This window comes from Nocardia tenerifensis NBRC 101015 (genome assembly GCF_000308715.1).
GTDB classification, from domain to species: Bacteria; Actinomycetota; Actinomycetes; order Mycobacteriales; family Mycobacteriaceae; genus Nocardia; species Nocardia tenerifensis.
Genome location: NZ_BAGH01000051.1, coordinates 1 through 18776 on the forward strand (window position 1 = coordinate 1; position 18776 = coordinate 18776).

The following is an 18776-nucleotide window of genomic DNA, read 5'->3' on the forward strand; positions in this document are numbered from 1 at the left end:
ATGGCCCTGTGGCGAGTCGTGATGCGTCATCGGCACAGTTGTCGCCTGACCACGGCTCCGTGGCGAGCTGCAGTGCGACGCAGTCTCGCTCGTCGCGTGACCGGGCCATGGTGGCGAGTAGCGATGCTGCACTCGCCCACCCGTCGCTTGACCACGGCTTCGTGGCGGGTGGCGATGTGACGCCGGCCCAGCCGTCATCCGGCCAAGGTCTCGTGGCGAATGGCAATGCGACGCTGACCCGCCCGTCATCCGGCCACGGTCCAGCGGCGAGTGGCGATGTGACTCGGGCACTGCCGTCGCCCGGCTACAGACCTGCGGTGAATGGCGATGTGGCACTGACCTACCAGTCAGCCGACTACCGGCCGGCGATGAGTCGCGGCACGCTGACCTATCGCGAGCTCGATGATCGTGCCAATCGGCTTGCGCGTCTGCTTATCTCGCGCGGTGCCGGGCCGGAGACGGTGGTCGCGTTGTGTCTGCGGCGCAGTATCGAGCTTGTCGTGGGGATCTATGCGATCGTCAAGTCGGGGGCGGCTTATCTGCCGCTGGATCCGGAGCATCCGGCTGAACGTATCGAGCAGATCGTGGGGCAGGCGGCGCCGGTTTGCGTGCTGACCGCCGAGCGGGACGGGCTCGATCTGCCTGTCGATCGGCTCGATATCGACACCGTCGACCTCTCGGCCTACGACGGTGCGCCGGTCACCGACGCTGACCGTTTCGCTCCGCTGCGCGCCGACCATCTCGCCTACGTCATCTTCACCTCCGGCTCGACCGGGAAGCCCAAGGGCGTGGGGGTGTCGCATGCCGCGATCGTCAACCGGCTGCGCTGGATGCAGCACGAGTATCCGCTCGATCACACCGACGCGGTTCTGCAGAAGACGCCGGCCACCTTCGACGTCTCGGTCTGGGAGTTCTTCTGGCCTTTGCAGATCGGCGCGCGGCTCGTCATCGCCGAGCACGACGGGCACCGCGACCCGGGGTACCTGGCCCGGCTGATCACCGAGAAGCGCGTCACCACGGCGCATTTCGTGCCGTCCATGCTGTCGGTGTTCGTCACCGACACCGATGTGCGCGGCTGCACGGCGCTGCGCCAGGTGTTCTGCAGCGGTGAGGCGCTGCCCGCCGCCACGGTCCGCGATTTCCACGCCGCGCTGCGGACAGCCACTCCGTCGGCTGCCGACACCCGGCACGCACCCGCCTCGCCACCTCCGCCGGCCGCCGACACCCGGCTTTCACCCGCCGCACCGGCACAGTCCGCGGCCATCCTCCGGCACCCACCCACTCCAGCGGCCGCCGACACCCGCCATTCACCATCGCCGGCCGACGACCCCTCGCATCGCCCCTCCCCGCACCACCACCCCGCCTTGCACAACCTTTACGGCCCAACGGAAGCCGCAGTCGACGTCACCTATTGGCCCTGCCCGCCCGACCCGGCGAGCGTGCCGATCGGCTCGCCGGTCTGGAACACCCAGACCTACGTGCTGGATTCGCGCCTGCGCCCGGTCCCGCCCGGCGTGGTCGGCGAGCTGTACCTGGCCGGTGTGCAGCTGGCCCGCGGCTATCTCGGCCAGCCCCGGCTCACCGCCGAGCGTTTCGTCGCCAACCCTTACACGCCGGGCGCCCGCATGTACCGCACCGGCGACCTGGCCCGCTGGCAGCTCTCGGCCGATCGCCCGGGCGTGCTGGAGTACATGGGCCGCAGCGACTTCCAGGTCAAGATTCGCGGCCTGCGCATCGAGCTCGGCGAGATCGAGGCGGCGCTGCTGGCCGACGACCGGGTGGCGCGGGCGGTCTGCGTCGCGCACGCCGGCCGCAACGGCGACGAGCTGGTCGCCTATGTCGTCGCCGCGCCCGGCGCCGAGGAGTACCGGCCGGTGGCCCCGCGGGTCGGCCCGCCGCGCCCGGCGTCCCGGCTCGACACCGCCGCGCTGCTCACCGCGCTGCGCCGCACGCTGCCCGCGTACATGGTCCCCTCGGCGCTGATGGAACTCGACGAGCTGCCACTCAGCGCCAACGGCAAGATCGACCGCAAGGCGCTGCCCGCGCCCGCGCTCGGCGTCCGCTCGGCCAACAGATCGACCGCGGAGCCGCGTACCGAGGTGGAGCGCGTGCTGGCCGGCATCTTCGCCGAGGTGCTCGGCGCGGACGACATCGGCGTCGAGGACAGCTTCTTCGATCTCGGCGGCAACTCACTGATCGCCGCCCGCGCGGTGGCCAGGATCAATGCTGCGCTCGGCACCGGGCTGACCATCCGCGACCTGTTCGAGGCGTCGACCATCGCCGCGCTCACCGAGTGCTTCGCCACCCACACCACCGATGTCGCCTCTCCGAAACTCGTTGCGGCGCAACGGCCGGAACGCATTCCGCTGTCGCTGTCCCAGCAGCGGCTGTGGATCCTCAACCGGTTCGCCGAGCACGCGGCGGCCTACAATATGCCGCTGGCCGTCCGGATCGAGGGCGCGCTCGACCTGGCGGCCCTGCGCGCGGGGCTGGTCGACGTGATCGAGCGGCACGAGAGCCTGCGCACCACGTTCCCCGAGTCCGCGGACGGCCCGTGCCAGCTGATCCACCCCGCCGCCGAGATCCCGCTCACCCTCGACCCGATCGACGCCACCGGCGCCGACGTCGCCGCGCTCGCCACCGAGTTCGCCGGGTACGGCTTCGATCTGCGCAGCCAGGCGCCGATCCGGGTCGCGCTGTACGCCACGGGACCCGATGCATGGGTGTTCCTCGTTGTGCTGCACCACATCTGCGGCGACGGCTGGTCGATCGCGCCGCTGGCCCGGGATCTGATGACCGCGGTGTCGGCCAGGGCCGAGGGCGGCGCGCCGCGGTGGACGCCGCTGCCGGTGCAGTACGCCGACTTCGCGCTGTGGCAGCGAGAACTGCTCGGCGCGGAGACCGATCCGGCCAGCGCGCTGAGCGGTCAACTGGCACACTGGCGTTCGGCGCTGGCCGGGCTGCCCGACCAGCTCGACCTGCCGCTCGACCGCCCGCGCCCGCTGCGCCGCTCGACCGCCGGCGGCCGGGTGGAGTTCACCATCGCGCCCGAGATCCGCCGCGCCGCAGGCGTACTCGCCGCCTCCCGGGGCGTGAGCATGTTCATGGTGCTGCACGCCGCGCTGGCCGCGCTGCTCTCGCGGCTGTGCGCGAGCACCGACATCGCCATCGGCACGCCCATCGCGGGCCGGTCCGATCCGGCGCTCGACGATCTGGTCGGCATGTTCGTCAACACCCTGGTGCTGCGCACCGAGGTCGACCCGGCCGCCGGCTTCGACCGCCTGCTCGACGCGGTGCGCGAGACCGACCTCAACGCCTTCGCCAACGCCGACGTGCCGTTCGAGCGGCTGGTCGAGGTCGTCAACCCGGAGCGCTCGGCCGCGCGGCACCCGCTGTTCCAGGTGATGCTGTCCTACGACCGCGCTCCCGACCTGCGCATCGAACTGTCCGGCGTGCACGCCGAGGTGCTGCCGATCGTGTCCGACATCGTCAAGTTCGACCTGCAGCTCGTGGTGCACGACGACATCTCCGACGGCCCGCTGACCGCCGAATTCGGTTACGCCGCCGATATTCTCGACCACTCGACGGTCGAGTCGTTCGCCCGCCGCTTCGTCGCCGTGCTCAACGCGGTGGTCGCCGCGCCGAGCCTGCCGATCGGGGATCTCACCATCCTCGACCGCCGCGAGCTCGCCAATCTGGTGCCGATCGCGGGCTCGCCCGCCGAGCCGTTCAGCACGCTGGCGCGACTGCTCACCGACACCGCCGAGCGGCTGCCGGACGCGGTGGCCGTGCGCTATCTCGGCGTCGACACCACCTACCGCGAGCTCGACGAGGCGTCGAACCGGTTGGCGCGCGCGCTGATCGAGCACGGCGCGGGCCCCGAGGTGGTCGTCGCCATCGCGCTGCCGCGCGGCCTGGACGCGATCACCGCCGTGTGGGCCGTCGCGAAAACCGGTGCGGCGTATGTGCCGATCGATCCGCGCTACCCCGGCGAGCGCATCGCGCACATGATCGGCGACTCCGGCGCCATCCTCGGCCTGACCGACACCGCGTGCCTGGCCGCCCTGCCCGAGTGGCCCGCCCCGCGCGGCAAGCACCGCAAGAACCACGTCGACTGGCTGGTGCTCGGCTCGTACGAATTGGCCGCCGAATCGCTGAATCTGTCCACCGACCCGATCACCGACGCCGACCGCCACCACTCGCTGTGCACCGTGCACCCGGCCTACCTGATCTACACCTCGGGCTCGACCGGCAAGCCGAAGGCGGTCGTCGTGACCCACGCCGGGCTCGCGTCGCTCGCGCACGAGCAGATGCACCTGTTCGGCGTCTCGGATTCCGCACGGACGCTGCACTTCTCGTCGCCGAGCTTCGACGCGTCGGTGCTCGAGCTGCTGCTCGGCTTCGCCGCGGGCGCGACCATCGTCGTCGCCCCGGCGGGCCTCTACGGCGGCGCCGAACTCGCGGCGTTCCTGCGCGAGGAGCGGGTCACCCACGCCTTCATCACGCCCGCCGCGCTGGCCACCGTGCCGGCCGAGGGGCTCGGCGAGCTCGAGGCCGTGATCGTCGGCGGCGAGGCGTGCCCGGAGGAGCTCGTCGCGGCCTGGTCGATCGAGCACCGCATGCACAATATGTACGGGCCGTCCGAGGCGACCGTCGCGGCTACCGCGACGGGTCCGATGGTGCCGGGGCGTCCGGTGCCGCTCGGCAGGCCGATCCGCGGCATGCGCCTGTTCGTGCTGGACGCGCGGCTGCACCCGGTGCCGCCGGGCACGCCGGGCGAGCTGTATCTGTCCGGGCCGGGTCTGGCTCGCGGCTACCACGGGCGATTCGGCCTTACCGCGCAACGCTTTCCGGCCAACCCGCACGGCAGGCGCGGTGAGCGCATGTACCGCACAGGCGATCTGGTCGTCGTGGAGTCGGGCGGGCAGCTGCGCTTCCTCGGCCGGGCCGACGACCAGATCAAGATCCGCGGTTTCCGCATCGAGCTGCGCGAGATCGATCACGTGCTGCGCGGCCACCCCGGCGTGAGTTTCGCGCTGACCGTGGTGCACACCGACGATCAGGGCCAGCCGCGGCTCGCCTCGTACGTCACGGTGGAGCGGCCGGTCGAGGCGGCGGCGGTGCTGGAGACCGCGCGTCAGCGGCTGCCCGGCTACATGGTGCCCGCGTCGGTGGTCGTGCTCGACGAGCTGCCGGTCACCCCGGCGGGCAAGCTGGATCGAAAAGCCTTGCCGGAGCCCGTCTTCGCCGCCGCCAGCTCCTCACGCGCGCCGAGCGCCGGGCTGGAGACGCGGGTCGCGGACGTGTTCGGCGCCATCCTCGGCCGCCCGGTCACCGGCGCGGAGGACAGCTTCTTCGACGTCGGCGGCAACTCGCTGCTCGCCACCAGGCTCGCCGCCGCGCTGCACGCGGAGTTCGGCGTCGACCTGCCGGTGCGGGTGATCTTCGAGGCGCCCACCGTCGCGGGCGTCGCCGAGCGCCTGACGGAGGCGCCCCGGACGCAGCGGCTGGCGCTGGCTGTGCAGACCGCGCGTCCGGGACGCATTCCATTGTCGCTGCCGCAGCAGCGACTGTGGTTCCTCAATCGATATTCTCCCGAATCGAGCGCGTACAACATCGCTTTCGTTATCCGGATCGCGGGCGATCTGGACGTGCCCGCGTTGCGTGCCGCGCTGACCGACGTGGTCGACCGGCACGAGGTGCTGCGCACGATCTTCCCCGAGGACAGCGACGGTGCGTACCAGTCCGTGCTGCCGACCGCCCGTGCGTTGCCCGCCGTCGACCCGGTCGACGTCGACGACACCGACGCCGCGGCCGCCCTGCGCACCCTCGCGCACACCGGCTTCGATCTCGTCCGGGCGACGCCGCTGCGAACGGCCTTGCTGCGCACCGGATCCGAGCGCTACCTGCTCGGCATCGTGGTGCACCACATCGCCGCTGACGGCTGGTCGCTCGGCCCGCTGACCAGAGATCTGGCCGCCGCGTACGTCGCCCGGCACGAGGGCGCGGCGCCCGCGTGGACGCCACTTCCGGTGCAGTACGCGGTCTTCGGGCTGTGGCAGCGCGCCTGCCTCGGCGACGAGGACGACCCGGCCAGCCTCGCCGGCAGCCAGCTGGCGTACTGGCGCGACGCGCTGGCCGACCTGCCGGAGGAGCTTCCGCTGCCCTACGACCGCCCGCGTCCGGCCGAGCCGACGCAGCGGGCAGGCACGGTGAAATTCACTGTGCCCGAACCGATTCAGCGCGCGCTCGCCGAACTGGGCCGGGAGCAGGGCGTCAGCATGTTCATGGTGCTGCGCTCGGCGCTGGCGGTGCTGCTGCGGGCGGTGACCGGCGGCCGCGACATCGTGATCGGCACGCCGGTCGCGGGCCGCACCGACACCAAGCTCGACGAGCTGGTCGGCATGTTCGTCAACACGCTGGTACTGCGCTCCGACGTGGACCCGGACCGCACCTTCGCCGCGCTGCTGCGCGCCGACCGGGACACCGAGCTCGCCGCGATGGCCCACGCCGACATCCCCTTCGAGCGCATCGTGGACGAGCTCGGCCGCGCGGCGCGCGCCCGGGCCGACGGCGGCTACCCGAGTGCGGCGCGCCACCCGCTGTTCCAGGTGGCGCTGAGCGTGCAGGACAGTCCCGTGCCCACGCTGGAGCTGCCGGGCCTCGCGCTGCGCGCCGAGGAGCTCGACATCGCGCTCGCCAAGTTCGATCTGGAGCTGCGGGTCGCCCATATCGGCTGCGACGCGGGGCCGGGCGAGCCCGGTCAGGCGTTCGAATTCGTCTACGCCGCCGAGCTTTTCGACGAGTCGACCATCCACATCCTGGCCGACCGGTTCCTGCGGGTGCTCGCCGCGGTCACCGCCGATCCGCGAGTCCTGGTGCGCGACATCGACGCCCGCACCGAGCGGGAGCGACGCCTGTTCGCCCCGGCGACCGGTCCGGCGACGATGCCGCAGTGCACGCTGGCGGCGTACTTCACCGCCACCGCGCACATGCACCCGCAGCGCGTCGCCCTCCAGTCGGGCAGCACCACGCTGACCTACGCCGAGGTGGACCGCCGCTCGAATCGGCTGGCCCGCGCCCTGCTCGCGCGTGACGTCGGGATCGGGGACCGGGTCGCGCTCGGGCTCACCCGCTCGGTCGAGTCGGTGCTCACGCTGCTCGCCGTCGTCAAGACCGGCGCCGCGTACGTGCCGGTGGACCCGAACTACCCGGCGGATCGGTTGCGGCACATGCTCACCGACGCGGGCTGCTGGATCGGCGTCACCGTCGCCGAGCACGCGGCCCGGCTGCGCGCGGGCACGCTCGATGGCCCGGGGGTCGACTGGCTGCTGCTGGACGGGCCCGATTTCGTCGCTGAACTGGACAGCTACGACGACGCGCTGGTCGACGACGCGGACCGGGAGTGCGCGATCGAGCCCGCCGACCTGGCGTACCTGATCTACACCTCCGGTTCCACCGGCAAGCCCAAGGGTGTCGCGGTCACCCACGCCGGACTGTCCAACTTCGCCGACGAGCTGCGCGACCGCATGCGGGTCGACCGCGCGTCGCGCACGCTGCACTGCTCCTCGCCGAGCTTCGACGCCGCCGTGCTCGACCTGCTGCTCGCGGTGGGCAGCGGTGCGGCCATGGTGATCTGCCCGCCGGACATCTACGGCGGCGACGAACTGGCCGCGCTGCTCGAGCGCGAGCGGATCACGCACACGTTCCTGACCCCGGCCGCGCTGTCCACCATCGACCACGGGCGCTGGCCGCTGCCGCACCTGCGCTCGCTCATGGTCGGCGGGGAGGCCTGCTCGCCGGACCTGGTGGCCCGCTGGGCGCCAGGGCGGGCGATGCTCAACGCGTACGGGCCGACGGAGGTGACCGTCGCCGCCTCCATCGCGACGCTGACCGCCGACCGCCCGGTCACCATCGGCACGCTGGTGCGTGGCGCGCGGGCGCTGGTCCTCGACGAACGGCTGCGTCCGGTCCCGGTCGGCGTGCCGGGCGATCTGTACGTCGGCGGGCATGGGCTGGCGCGCGGGTACCTCGACCGATTCGCGCTCACCGCAACGCGTTTCGTGGCCGACCCGTACGGTCCGTCGGGCGCGCGGATGTACCGCACCGGCGATGTGGTGCGCTGGAACGGCGCGGGGGAGCTGTGCTATCTCGGCCGCAGCGACCATCAGGTGAAGGTGCGCGGGTTCCGCATCGAGCTCGGCGAGATCACCGCCGCGCTCGGCGAGCACCCTGCGGTGCGGTTCGCGCACACCGAGGTTCGCCGGATCGCGGGCGCGGATCGGATCGTCGCGTTCGTGCTGCCCGCCGACGAGCACCTGGACGTGGCGGCGGTGCGCGCCCACCTGGCGGCGCGGCTGCCCGCGCACATGGTGCCGTCGAGCGTCACTGTGCTGGAACGGATTCCGCTCACCCCGGTGGGGAAGCTGGACACCGCCGCGCTGCCCGAACCGCGGTTCGTCGCCGACGGCGCCTCGCGTGCCCCGGAGACCGAGTCCGAGCGACTGGTCGCCCGGGTGATGGGGGAGCTGGTCGGCGTCGACACGGTGCGGGCCGAGGACAGCTTCTTCGACATCGGCGGGAACTCGCTGCTGGCAACGCAATTGGTGGCGCGGCTGGCCGCGGCGACGAACATCCGGCTCGAGGTGCGCACCGTGTTCGCCGCCCCCAGGGTGGCCGCGCTCGCCGCGCTGCTCGACGCCGGGCCCGCGGGATCGGATACGCGACCGGCCCTGGTCCGCCGACCGCGCCCCGACCGTATCCCGCTGTCGGCGGCTCAGCGCAGGCTCTGGTTCCTCAACCGCTTCAACGGATCCGGCGAGTCCGGCGATCGGACGGCCGGTGCCTACAACGTGCCGCTCGTGCTGAAGATGAACGGCAGGCTCGACGTCGACGCGCTCGTCATGGCCCTGCACGCGGTGCAGGCCAGGCACGAGACGCTGCGGACGGTGTTCCCCGAGACCGGCGGCGAACCGGCCCAGCGGGTACTCGACCTGGCCGCCGCGGCGCTCACGCTGTTCGTCGCGACGGTCACCCCGGACGAGGTCGACGACGCCGTAAGACGCTTCGCCGCACCGGGATTCGACCTCGCGGGCATGGTGCCGATCCGGGCCGCGCTCATCTCGGTCTCGCCCGACGGCGACACCGGCCTGCGCAACCCGGCCGAGGTCTCCGACGAGCACGTGCTCGTGCTGGTGGTGCACCACATCGCCATGGACGGCTGGTCGCTCGGCCCGCTCGCGCTCGACGTCGCGGCCGCCTACCGGGCGGCCTGCGCCGGACGGACGCCCGAGTGGTCCGAGCTCGCCGTTCAGTACGCCGATTACACGCTGTGGCAGCGGGATACGCTCGGCGCCGAGAGCGACCCCGACTCGGTGCTCAGCCGCCAGCTCGGCTACTGGCGGCGCGCGCTGGACGGCAGCCCGGAGCTGCTGGCCGTGCCCGCGGACCGGCGGCGGCCGCCGACGCCGTCCTACCGCGGCGGCCAGGTGGAGTGCGCGATCGACGCGGTCATCCACCGGGAGCTGCGCACGGTCGCGACCAGCAACAACGTCAGCATGTTCATGGTGCTGCACGCCGCGCTGGCGGTGCTGCTGCACCGGATGACCGCGACCGACGACATCACCGTCGGCACGCCCGTCGCCGGGCGCGGCCACCCCGCGCTCGACGGCCTGATCGGCATGTTCGTCAACACGCTCGTGCTGCGCACCCGCATCGACCCCGATGCCAGGTTCACCGACCTACTGCACGCCGTGCGCGACACCGATCTCGACGCGTTCGCCCACGCGGACGTGCCGTTCGAGCGCCTCGTCGAGGTGCTGAATCCGGCCCGCTCCCAGGCGCATCACCCGCTGTTCCAGGTGATGCTCTCGGTGCGCGACCAGCCGGCGCGCGGGCTCGACCTGCCCGGACTGCGGATCGAGCCGGCCGACGTGGACACCGGCGTCGCCAAGTTCGATCTGCAGTTCACCCTGACCGAATCGCGAGGGGCGCAACGTGATCCGGCGGGCATCACGGTGTCGGTGAACTACGCGCGCGACCTGTTCGACGAGCCGACCGCGCTGCGCCTCGGCACCCGACTCGTCCGGCTGCTCGCCGCCGTCGCCGCGAATCCCACCACGGCCGTGGGTGATCTGGAGTTGCTCGACGCGGCCGAATGGTCCGGGCTCGCCCCCGTCCGCGGCGCGCGGGCCGACCGGCCGGTCACCTTCCCGGAGGTGTTCGCGGCGGCGGTGCGCGTCGACCGCAAGGCGATCGCGCTGCGCGCGCAGGACACTCAGGTCAGCTACGACGCGCTGGACCGCTGGACGAACCGGCTGGCGCGGGTGTTGATCCGGCGCGGTGTCGGCCCGGAAACGCTGGTGGCGCTGGGCATTCCGCGCTCCGTCGAGTCGGTGGCGACCGTGCTCGCGGTGGCCAAGGCCGGTGCCGCGTTCGTGCCCGTCGATCCGCTGTACCCGGCCGGGCGCATCGCGCACATGCTGTCGGATTCCGGTGCGGCGCTGGGCATCACGCTCGGCGAGTACCGTGACGGGCTGCCCGGCGGCGTGGAGTGGATCGTGCTCGACGACGCGCGCTTCCGCGGGCTCGTGCTCGACTCCTCCGACGCCCCGATCACCGACGGGGAGCGCACCGCGCCGCTGCGGGTCGACAACCCGGCGTACGTGATCTACACCTCCGGTTCCACCGGCACGCCGAAGGGTGTGGTGGTCACGCACGGCGGCCTGTCCAACTTCGCCGCCGAGACCGCGCAGCGCTTCGAGGTCGAACCCGGTTGCCGCGTCCTGCATTTCGCGACGCCGAGCTTCGACGCCGCGATGCTCGACCTGCTGTTCGCCCTCGGCGGCGGGGCCACGCTGGTGATCACGCCGCCCGGCGTGGTCGGCGGCGACGACCTGGCCAGGGTGTTCATCGAGGAGGCGATCACGCACGCGTTCATCACCACCTCGGCGCTGGGCACGGTCGACCCGACCGGCGTCACCGCGCTGCGGCACGTGCTGGTCGGCGGCGAGGCGCTGCCCCCGGACCTGGTGACCCGCTGGGCGCCGAACCGCCACTTGTACAACGTGTACGGGCCGACCGAGACGACCATCGTCACCGTGATCGGTCAGCCGCTGACACCGGGCGGGCCGATCACCCTCGGCGGGCCCATCCGCGGCGTCGGCGCGGCCATTCTGGACAGCAGGCTGCACCCGTCACCGGTGGGCGTCACCGGTGAGCTGCACCTGTCCGGCGCGGCGCTGGCTCGCGGCTACCTCGATCGACCCGGCCTGACGGCGCAGCGGTTCGTGGCGAATCCGTACGGCAAGCCGGGGGAGCGGATGTACCGGACCGGCGACCTCGTGCGCTGGCGATTCGGGCCGGACGACACCGCGGCCCCCGAGATCGAGTACGTCGGCCGCACCGACCACCAGGTCAAGATCCGCGGCTTCCGCATCGAACTCGGCGAGATCGACGCGGCGCTCGCCGGGCACGCCGCGGTGGAGTTCGCCACGACCATCGGGCATCGCACGCCGGCGGGCACCACCGCGCTGGTGTCGTATGTGAAGGCGCGCAACGGAATCGGCGTCACGGCGGCCGAACTCACCGAGCACGTGGCCGAGCTGGTGCCGAACTACATGGTGCCGCAGTCGATCATGCTGCTCGACGCCGTGCCGCTCAATCCGGTCGGCAAACTGGACCGAAAAGCGTTGCCGGAGCCGGTGTTCAGCGCCGCGGAGGGCTACCGCGCCCCCGCCACCCCGACGGAGTCGGCGCTGTGCGCGGCCTTCGCCACCGTGCTCGGCCTGGAGACGGTCGGCGCCGACGACGGGTTCTTCGAGCTCGGCGGCAACTCGCTGCTCGCCACGAAGGTGGTCGCGCAGGTGCGGGCCAACGGGCTGGACCTGCCGGTGCAGGTGATGTTCGGCGAGTCGACGCCCGCGGCCATCGCCGCGCGCCTCGACGGCGCGGGCGCGGGCATCGCGGCCGCGCTGGGGCCGGTGCTGCCGATCCGGCCGAACGGGGCCAAGCCGCCGCTGTTCTGCGTCCACCCCGCGATCGGATTGGCATGGTGCTACTCGGGTTTGGTCACGCACTTCGCGCCGGACCGGCCGGTGTACGGGTTGCAGGCGCCGCACGTCGCGGGCGAGGACGGGTTCGCCTCGATCACCGAGGCGGCCGAACAGTATGTGGCCCATATCAAGTCGATCCAGCCGGTCGGGCCCTACCACCTGCTCGGCTGGTCGCTCGGCGGCCTGATCGCGCACGAGGTGGCGGTGCGGCTGCAGGAGTCGGGCGAGGAGGTCGCGCTGCTGGCGATGATGGACAGCTACCGGCTCTCCGACGCCTGGCTCGAGCACGCGATCCCCAGCGTGGCCGAGATCATCGAGGAGTTCGGCAGCGACCAGCTCGACGCGCCGCTCGACCCGGCCATGAACCTGCGCGACGCGGCGGAGCTGCTGTGCTCGCGGCCGGGTCCGTTCGCGGCGCTCACTGTCGAGCATCTCGAACGGCTCTACGCCGGATACACCAACGGCACCCTGCTCGCGCACGGGTTCCGGCCCCGCGTCTTCGACGGTGACCTGCTGTTCTTCACCGCCGCCGCGGACGAGATCAACCGGGCCGACCCCGAGCGCCGCGCCGCCGCGTGGCAGCCGTACATCACCGGCGCGATCGACGATCACGAACTTCCGTGCAGGCACTCGGCGATGACCGCGCCCGAATCGCTCGCCGCGATCGGCCCGGTGCTGCGCCGGCGTCTGGACGGAGACCAGGCGCGACCGACCGCCAACGGGTCGCGACCGGAGAATCCCGCCCTCGGGATCAGGAAGAAGGAGAGGCAAAGGTGAGTGGGTCCGCAGCCGCGACGGTGCTCGTGGAGGTGAAACGGTGAGCTTGGCAGTGGAGATCATGGGGCTGGTCAAGAGTTACGGCAAGGTCCGGGTGCTCGACGATATCGATCTGCAGATCCCGTCGGGCACGGTGATGGGGCTGCTCGGGCCGAACGGCGCGGGCAAGACGACGACCGTCCGGATCGTCACCACGCTGCTGCGGCCGGACGCGGGATCGGTGCGCGTCGCCGGGGTGGATGTGCTGCGCAATCCCGGGGCCGCGCGGCGGCGCATCGGCCTGTCCGGGCAGTACGCCGCGGTCGACGCGAACCTGTCCGGGTACGAGAACCTGCGCATGGTGGCCAGGCTGTACGGGATGTCGCCGCGCCGGTCCACCGCGCGGGCCGAGGAACTGTTGTGCGCCTTCGGTTTGGAGCACGCGGCGCAGCGCAGGGCGGGCACCTACTCCGGCGGCATGGCCCGGCGGCTCGACCTCGCGGGGGCGCTGGTCGCCCGGCCCGCGGTGGTGGTGCTCGACGAGCCGACCACCGGACTCGATCCGCGCGGCAGGCTCGACATGTGGCGCGTCATCGGCGAACTCGTCGACGACGGCACCACGGTGCTGCTCACCACGCAGTACCTGGAGGAGGCCGATCTGCTCGCGGACCGGATCACCGTCATCGACCGCGGGCGGGTGATCGCGCGCGGCTCCGCGGACGAGCTGAAGACGTCCATCGGCGGCGACCGGCTCACCGTCACCCTCGCGGCCGGACAGGACGTCGCGCCGGCCCTGCGCGTGCTCGCGCAGGTCGGCATCGGCGAGCCGAGCCACGAGGAGGGCACCGATCAGGCGTCGATCGTGGTCGGCGACGGTTCGCGCACCATGGTCGAGGCCCTGCGGAGGTTGGACGACGCGGGGGTGTGCGTGGTGGACGCCGACGTTCATCGGCCCAGCCTCGACGACGTATTTCTCTCGCTCACCGGCGCGGCGGCCCGTGACTCGGCCGAGCGCCAGCCAGAAATCGATGACGTACAAGAGGAGATTTTGTCGTGAAAGAACGCAGTGCAGACACAGCCGCCCTCGCGGGCACGACGGAGCCGAGCGTCCGCGAGGTGCAGCCGTGACCGCCGTGGTGAGCAGTATGCCGAAAATGCCACGGATTCACCTGGATTCGGGGCCGCGGCTGCGGGTCCTGCGGGACAGCGCGATCGTCGCCTACCGCAACCTGCTGACCATCCTGCGGGTGCCGACATTGCTGGTGACGGCCACCATTCAGCCGTTGATGTTCGTGTTCCTGTTCGCCTACATCTTCGGCGGGACGCTGGGCGGCAATCAGTACCGCGAGTTCCTTCTCGCCGGAATCTTCACCCAGACAGTCGCTTTCAACGCGGCGTTCACCACCGTCGGCCTGGCCAACGACCTGCAGAAGGGCATCATCGACCGGATGCGCACGCTGCCCATGTCGCGGCTGGCCGTGCTGATGGGGCGCACCCTGTCGGATCTGATGGTCAACGTGCTCAGCATCGCGGTGATGGTGGGCTGCGGGTACGTCGTCGGCTGGCGCATCAACGGTGGAATCGCCGATGCCGCACTGGCTTTCGGGGTGATCCTGCTCTTCGCCTTCGCCATGTCCTGGCTCGGCGCGCTCACCGGCCTGTTCTCGCCGAATGTCGAGGTGGCGCAGAGCGCCGGCCTGATCTGGCTGTTCCCGCTGTCGTTCATCTCGTCGGCCTTCATCTCCAGCCAGTCGCTGCCCGGACCGCTGCGCGTCATCGCCGAGTGGAACCCCATCACCGCCGTGGCCGGGGCCGGGCGCGAACTCTTCGACAACGACGCCCCACCCACCTTCGCCCCGGCCACCGGCTGGCCCGCCGACCACTGCATCGAGTACGCCGTCATGTGCTCCGTAGCCATCCTCGCCATCGCGGTCCCGCTCGCGCTCCTGCGCTACCGCAAGGTCGCCAGCCACTAAGGTTGATCCCGGATCGCCCGGTAGATCGTCTGCCGGGCGGCCCGGCCTTCGGGCGTGTCACTGGTGGCCCAGATGTGGATCATCCCCGGCGCCTCGTGATACTCGAGCCGCGTGCCGGTGAAACCGGACGCCATGGCCGCGAATTTCCTTGCCTGGCAATTCAGGATGTCGTGGGTGCCGCTGAGCAGCAGCACCCGGCCGAGGTGGTCGTTGTCGCCGAGCATCGGGCTCACGCGGGGATCGGTCACCGGCAGGTCGCCGCAGTAGAGGCTGCCGAAGTAGCGGCAGCCCGCCGGGCTGAGGAACGGGTCGAGCTCGTCGAGCTCGGCCATCTCCGGGTCGAGGTAGCGGTTGTCGAGCACCGGCACGACCAGCGCGGTGAGCCGCGGGGCGGGCACGCCGCGGTCGCGCAGGAGTTGCGCCGCCGACAGCGTGATCGTCGCGCCGACGGAGTTCCCGAACAGTGTCACCCGCTCGGGACCCTCCTCGGCGATCAGCCGCGCCGCGAGGTCGGCGACGACGTCCGGCACTACCTCGCCGGTCCCCTCGGGTGCGAGCGGATACAGCGGGATGACAAGGCGGGCCGCGGTTTCCGTGATCAGCTCGGCCAGGAAGTCCCAGCTGGACTCGGACATCCGCAGCACGAAACCGCCGCCGTGGGTGAACATCACGGTGCGCTCGGGCGTCCGGTCGCGCGCGGTCGCCGTGTGCACCACCCATTCGTTGCCCCGCACGTCGGTGGTGACCTCCGTGCTGACGGCGAACCGCTCGGTGAAGCGTGTGGGTGGCTCCGTGGACATCGGGTACTGGCGCGTCAGCTCCACCGCCGCCTTCGCGGCCTCGACCGTCAGCACCATCTGCTTCACACCGGACTTCCAGGTCTCCTCGGCGAAAAGCCGTGCCTCCGCGCTGATATCGAGATCCTGTGTCATTCCGAACCCCCCGAACTGTCAGCGATTTGCCTTCCCCCTAGTACCCCAGCGCATTCCGAACTAATCCTTGTTCAGGAGTACCGGCCCATGCGAAAGGCCGCCTGCATCCCGGGGGGATGTAGGCGGCCTTCGGTTGATGCCTAGACGCGGCGGCGGGTCTTGAGGAGGTCGAGGCGCTCCTTGAGGAGTTCCTCGAGCTCTTCCTTGCTGCGGCGCTCCAGCAGCATGTCCCAGTGGGTGCGCGGGGGCTTGACCTTCTTGGTCTCGACGGTGGTGCCCTCGATCAGCATGCCTTCCTGACCGTTGCGGCACAGCCACGTCGGGGGGATCTCGGCGTCGTCGGCGAACGGGACGTCGAACTCTTCACCGTTGTCGGTGCGGTACCGGGCGATCCGCCGCGGAGCCAGGTCGTGGTCGCGATCGGTCTCGTAGCTCACCGCTCCGAGCCGACTGCCCCGGAGTACGCGATCTGCCATGGTGTGCCTCTCCCTGTGTGCTCGAGTCTTGTTGCTGCGACCGTACGAGCGTCTGGTGCTCGCTGGACCTTATGTGCAACGAACGGGCCTGCGCCGATAGTTCCCGACGGGCCGCGGAACCGTTCCATTGTAGTGCCAACGGCGCGTCGGCCACGCCGCGCCCGCCGCGTGGCGGTTGCGGGGGGTCGCTGAGCCGGTTCGCGGCGTCGAGCGATTAAGGTTCTGCGTCATGTCGCGCCGCTTGCTGTCCCGCTAGGGGGTGTGTTCCATCTCTGATCGTCGTCACTCTCGTCAGCTGTCCTGTCTGTGGTGCGGGCGGGAGATCGTGGAGTCCGAGGCCGGGCGTCGCCGCCGGTACTGCCGCCAGTCCTGTCGCCAACGTGCCTACGAACACCGCAACAGCCTGAAGGGAACGGGGATCCCCGACGACTCCGTCGTGCTGAGCGCCCAGGAGGCCGCGGACCTGGCCGACCGCTGGTTCGCCGCCCGCTGCGCCGCCGAGGACGTCGCCATCGCCATCGAGGAGGGCGCGGGGGCCGACGAGCTGGCCGTGCTGGGCAAGACGCTGGTCGAGCTCACCCGCGACGCCGAACGTCTGCGCTGAGCGGTGTGGTCGGTTAACGCAGGTAGGCAACTGAGCGTCCCTCGCCGTCGAGGCCGAGAGGATGCCAGAGTCGCACTTCGGCCGGAACGTCGCCGCGGATTCAACGGTGGGCGGCGTTGTCGCGGGGCGGCGAGGTAGCTGCCGCCGACGCGGATCGGTCGGCCGAGTCGGGTGTGTCCCCTCGCCTATCGAGGCCGAGAGGACGTATCCGACGCGCGCCGGCCGACGAGCTTGTCACACCCCGGCCGGAATATTGCGTGCGGGTTCCGCGACCACGTGCGCGGCGTCACCGCGAGTATCGGCGTCATCGGCCGCCGATCGGGCTCGCCAGTAGACGAGGCCGAGCAACGTCACAACCCCGGTGACGAGCCCGGCGAAGGCGATCAGCGTGGTGGCGTCGGGATGCACGAGCGACTGGGCGCGCATCGCCTGGGCGAACACGATGGCGAGCAGGCCGGCGTAGCCGAGCGCGAGCACGCCGATCACCGCGGCGCGGGTCCGTTCGGCGCGCAGCCAGCGGTAGCGCGGGGCCAGCCAGGCCAGCACGACGACGGCGAGCAGTAGCACCTGAATGCCGTGCAGTCCGAGGAAATGGGGGACGCGCAGGTCGCCGCCGATGGTGCTCCAGTGTGTGATGGGCAGGCCCGCGGCGGCGTCGCGCGGCGAGAGGTCGCGCACGGCCGGGTCGAGCACGGTGTGCCCGGCGACCAGTTCGACGACATTGCCGTCGGCGTCGCGCACCAGCTGCTTGCCGGTGAAACCCATCAGATACCCGAGCATCATCCCGGCGACCGCCAGGAACAGCCCCGCGTGGATAGCCCGCGAGGTCGGCCGGTCGACCAGCCGCTGCCAGCACAGGATCAGCACGATGATCAGGTTCGCCAGGAACAGGCCGGGCACGCCGGACTGGAACACCTGCTGGCCGATCACGTTCACCGCGTCGGTCTCGCTGTTGAAGTGGCTGAACGTTCCGCGCGCGGCCTGCACGACGATGAAGCCGACGTCGATGAACCCCGCCGCCGCGAACACCGTGCCGAGCCACCAGGTCGCGCGACTTCCTCTGTGCGGCAACGACAACAGCCAGGCCAGCGTGAGACCGTAGAGCACGAAGGCGAGCCCGAACTTCATCGGCTTGAGCCAGATCGACTCGCCCAGCAGCATCCGGTCGTCGACGACCATCCCCACCAGACAGCACACGACCAGCGCGGCCATCGCGAACGTCATCCAGGTCAGCGGCCGATGCAGCCGGGCGACCGCCGCGCGTCGGCGATGCCGGGCCGGCGCCGCGCTCTCGGGCGCGGCGGCGATAGGTGTTGTTGGCATGGACCGAAGGTAGGAACCGCGACCCTCCGAACACGTCCCGCCGCAGCGCTATTCGCGTCTAGCACCGGGGTATCGATTCCGCGCCGAACTCGGTCGAGAAGCCGATACCGCCCGCCGGTGCGCGAGTGTGTCGCCGCCCGGCTCACCTAGGCGGTGCGGTGCGCTTCGAGTAGCCGCTGATCGGCGTGACCTCCATACGTTCGACCCCCTCGAGCGCGCCGATCCGCTCGGTGGCGCACGCGAAGAGACCCTTGATATCGCGGCAGACGACGATCGCGAGGAGGTTATGGGTGCCGGTAATCGCGGCGACGAAGGCCGCCTCCGGATCCTCGGCGACCGTCCGCGCGACGGCGCTCAACCGGCCCGGCGCGACGGTCATCGAGAGCAGGCTCTGCACCGTGAACCCGAACAGCACTGGGTCTATCTCGACCTCGAATCGGACCATCCCGGCCCGCCGCAGCTCGGCCAGCCGCCGCCGGACCGCGGACTCCGACCAGCCGACCGCCCGCGCGAGACTCGGATACGCCGCCCGCCCGTCGAGCGCGAGCGCGGGCAGCAGGCGGCGGTCGAGCTCGGTCATGGCGACCGGCGCGGGCTCCTCCGCCGGCTTGCGCAGCGCGGCGATCTGCTCGGCCGACAGTGCCGACGTCCGCCCG

At 71.4% G+C, this 18776-nt stretch carries 8 protein-coding genes; 4 read left to right on the top strand and 4 right to left on the bottom strand.

All coding sequences use genetic code 11. From position 1 onward, the window contains the following. Positions 1-317: 317 nt before the first annotated feature. The 3 genes from ON39_RS04470 (at position 318) to ON39_RS04480 (ending at position 14785) form a co-directional block, all read left to right on the top strand. Positions 318-12830 (top strand): non-ribosomal peptide synthetase, encoded by a 12513-nt coding sequence (locus tag ON39_RS04470; RefSeq protein ID WP_169335858.1) that lies wholly within the window; start codon positions 318-320, stop codon positions 12828-12830. A 40-nt stretch (positions 12831-12870) separates the two neighbouring features. Next, positions 12871-13866, top strand: coding sequence for an ATP-binding cassette domain-containing protein (locus ON39_RS04475; protein ID WP_174412499.1), 996 nt, complete (start codon positions 12871-12873; stop codon positions 13864-13866). A 97-nt stretch (positions 13867-13963) separates the two neighbouring features. Then, entirely contained in the window at positions 13964-14785 is an 822-nt protein-coding gene (locus ON39_RS04480) for an ABC transporter permease (protein ID WP_051186299.1), read from the top strand. Here the strand turns inward: ON39_RS04480 and ON39_RS04485 are convergent. Both ON39_RS04485 and ON39_RS04490 read right to left on the bottom strand, forming a co-directional pair. After that, positions 14782-15717, bottom strand: coding sequence for an alpha/beta fold hydrolase (locus ON39_RS04485; RefSeq protein ID WP_051186297.1), 936 nt, complete (start codon positions 15715-15717; stop codon positions 14782-14784). The two genes, ON39_RS04480 and ON39_RS04485, sit on opposite strands and share 4 nt — an antisense overlap. 140 nt (positions 15718-15857) lie before the next feature. Further along, positions 15858-16193 (bottom strand): RNA polymerase-binding protein RbpA, encoded by a 336-nt coding sequence (locus ON39_RS04490; protein ID WP_040731279.1) that lies wholly within the window; start codon positions 16191-16193, stop codon positions 15858-15860. 268 nt (positions 16194-16461) lie between these two features. Here ON39_RS04490 and ON39_RS04495 point away from each other — a divergent pair, with 268 nt between their 5' ends. Then, complete coding sequence (locus ON39_RS04495; protein WP_083894241.1) at positions 16462-16797, top strand: hypothetical protein; 336 nt, start codon at positions 16462-16464, stop codon at positions 16795-16797. Between the two features lie 234 nt (positions 16798-17031). On the opposite strand, the gene ON39_RS04500 is transcribed toward ON39_RS04495, so the two are convergent. Both ON39_RS04500 and ON39_RS04505 read right to left on the bottom strand, forming a co-directional pair. Then, positions 17032-18120 carry a hypothetical protein gene (locus tag ON39_RS04500; RefSeq protein WP_040731280.1) on the bottom strand — a complete coding sequence of 363 codons (1089 nt, stop codon included), beginning with the start codon at positions 18118-18120 and terminating at the stop codon, positions 17032-17034. Positions 18121-18262: 142 nt separating this feature from the next. Next, positions 18263-18776, bottom strand: a 514-nt coding sequence (locus tag ON39_RS04505) for an Lrp/AsnC family transcriptional regulator (RefSeq protein WP_040731281.1), incomplete at its 5' end; no start/stop codon positions are given.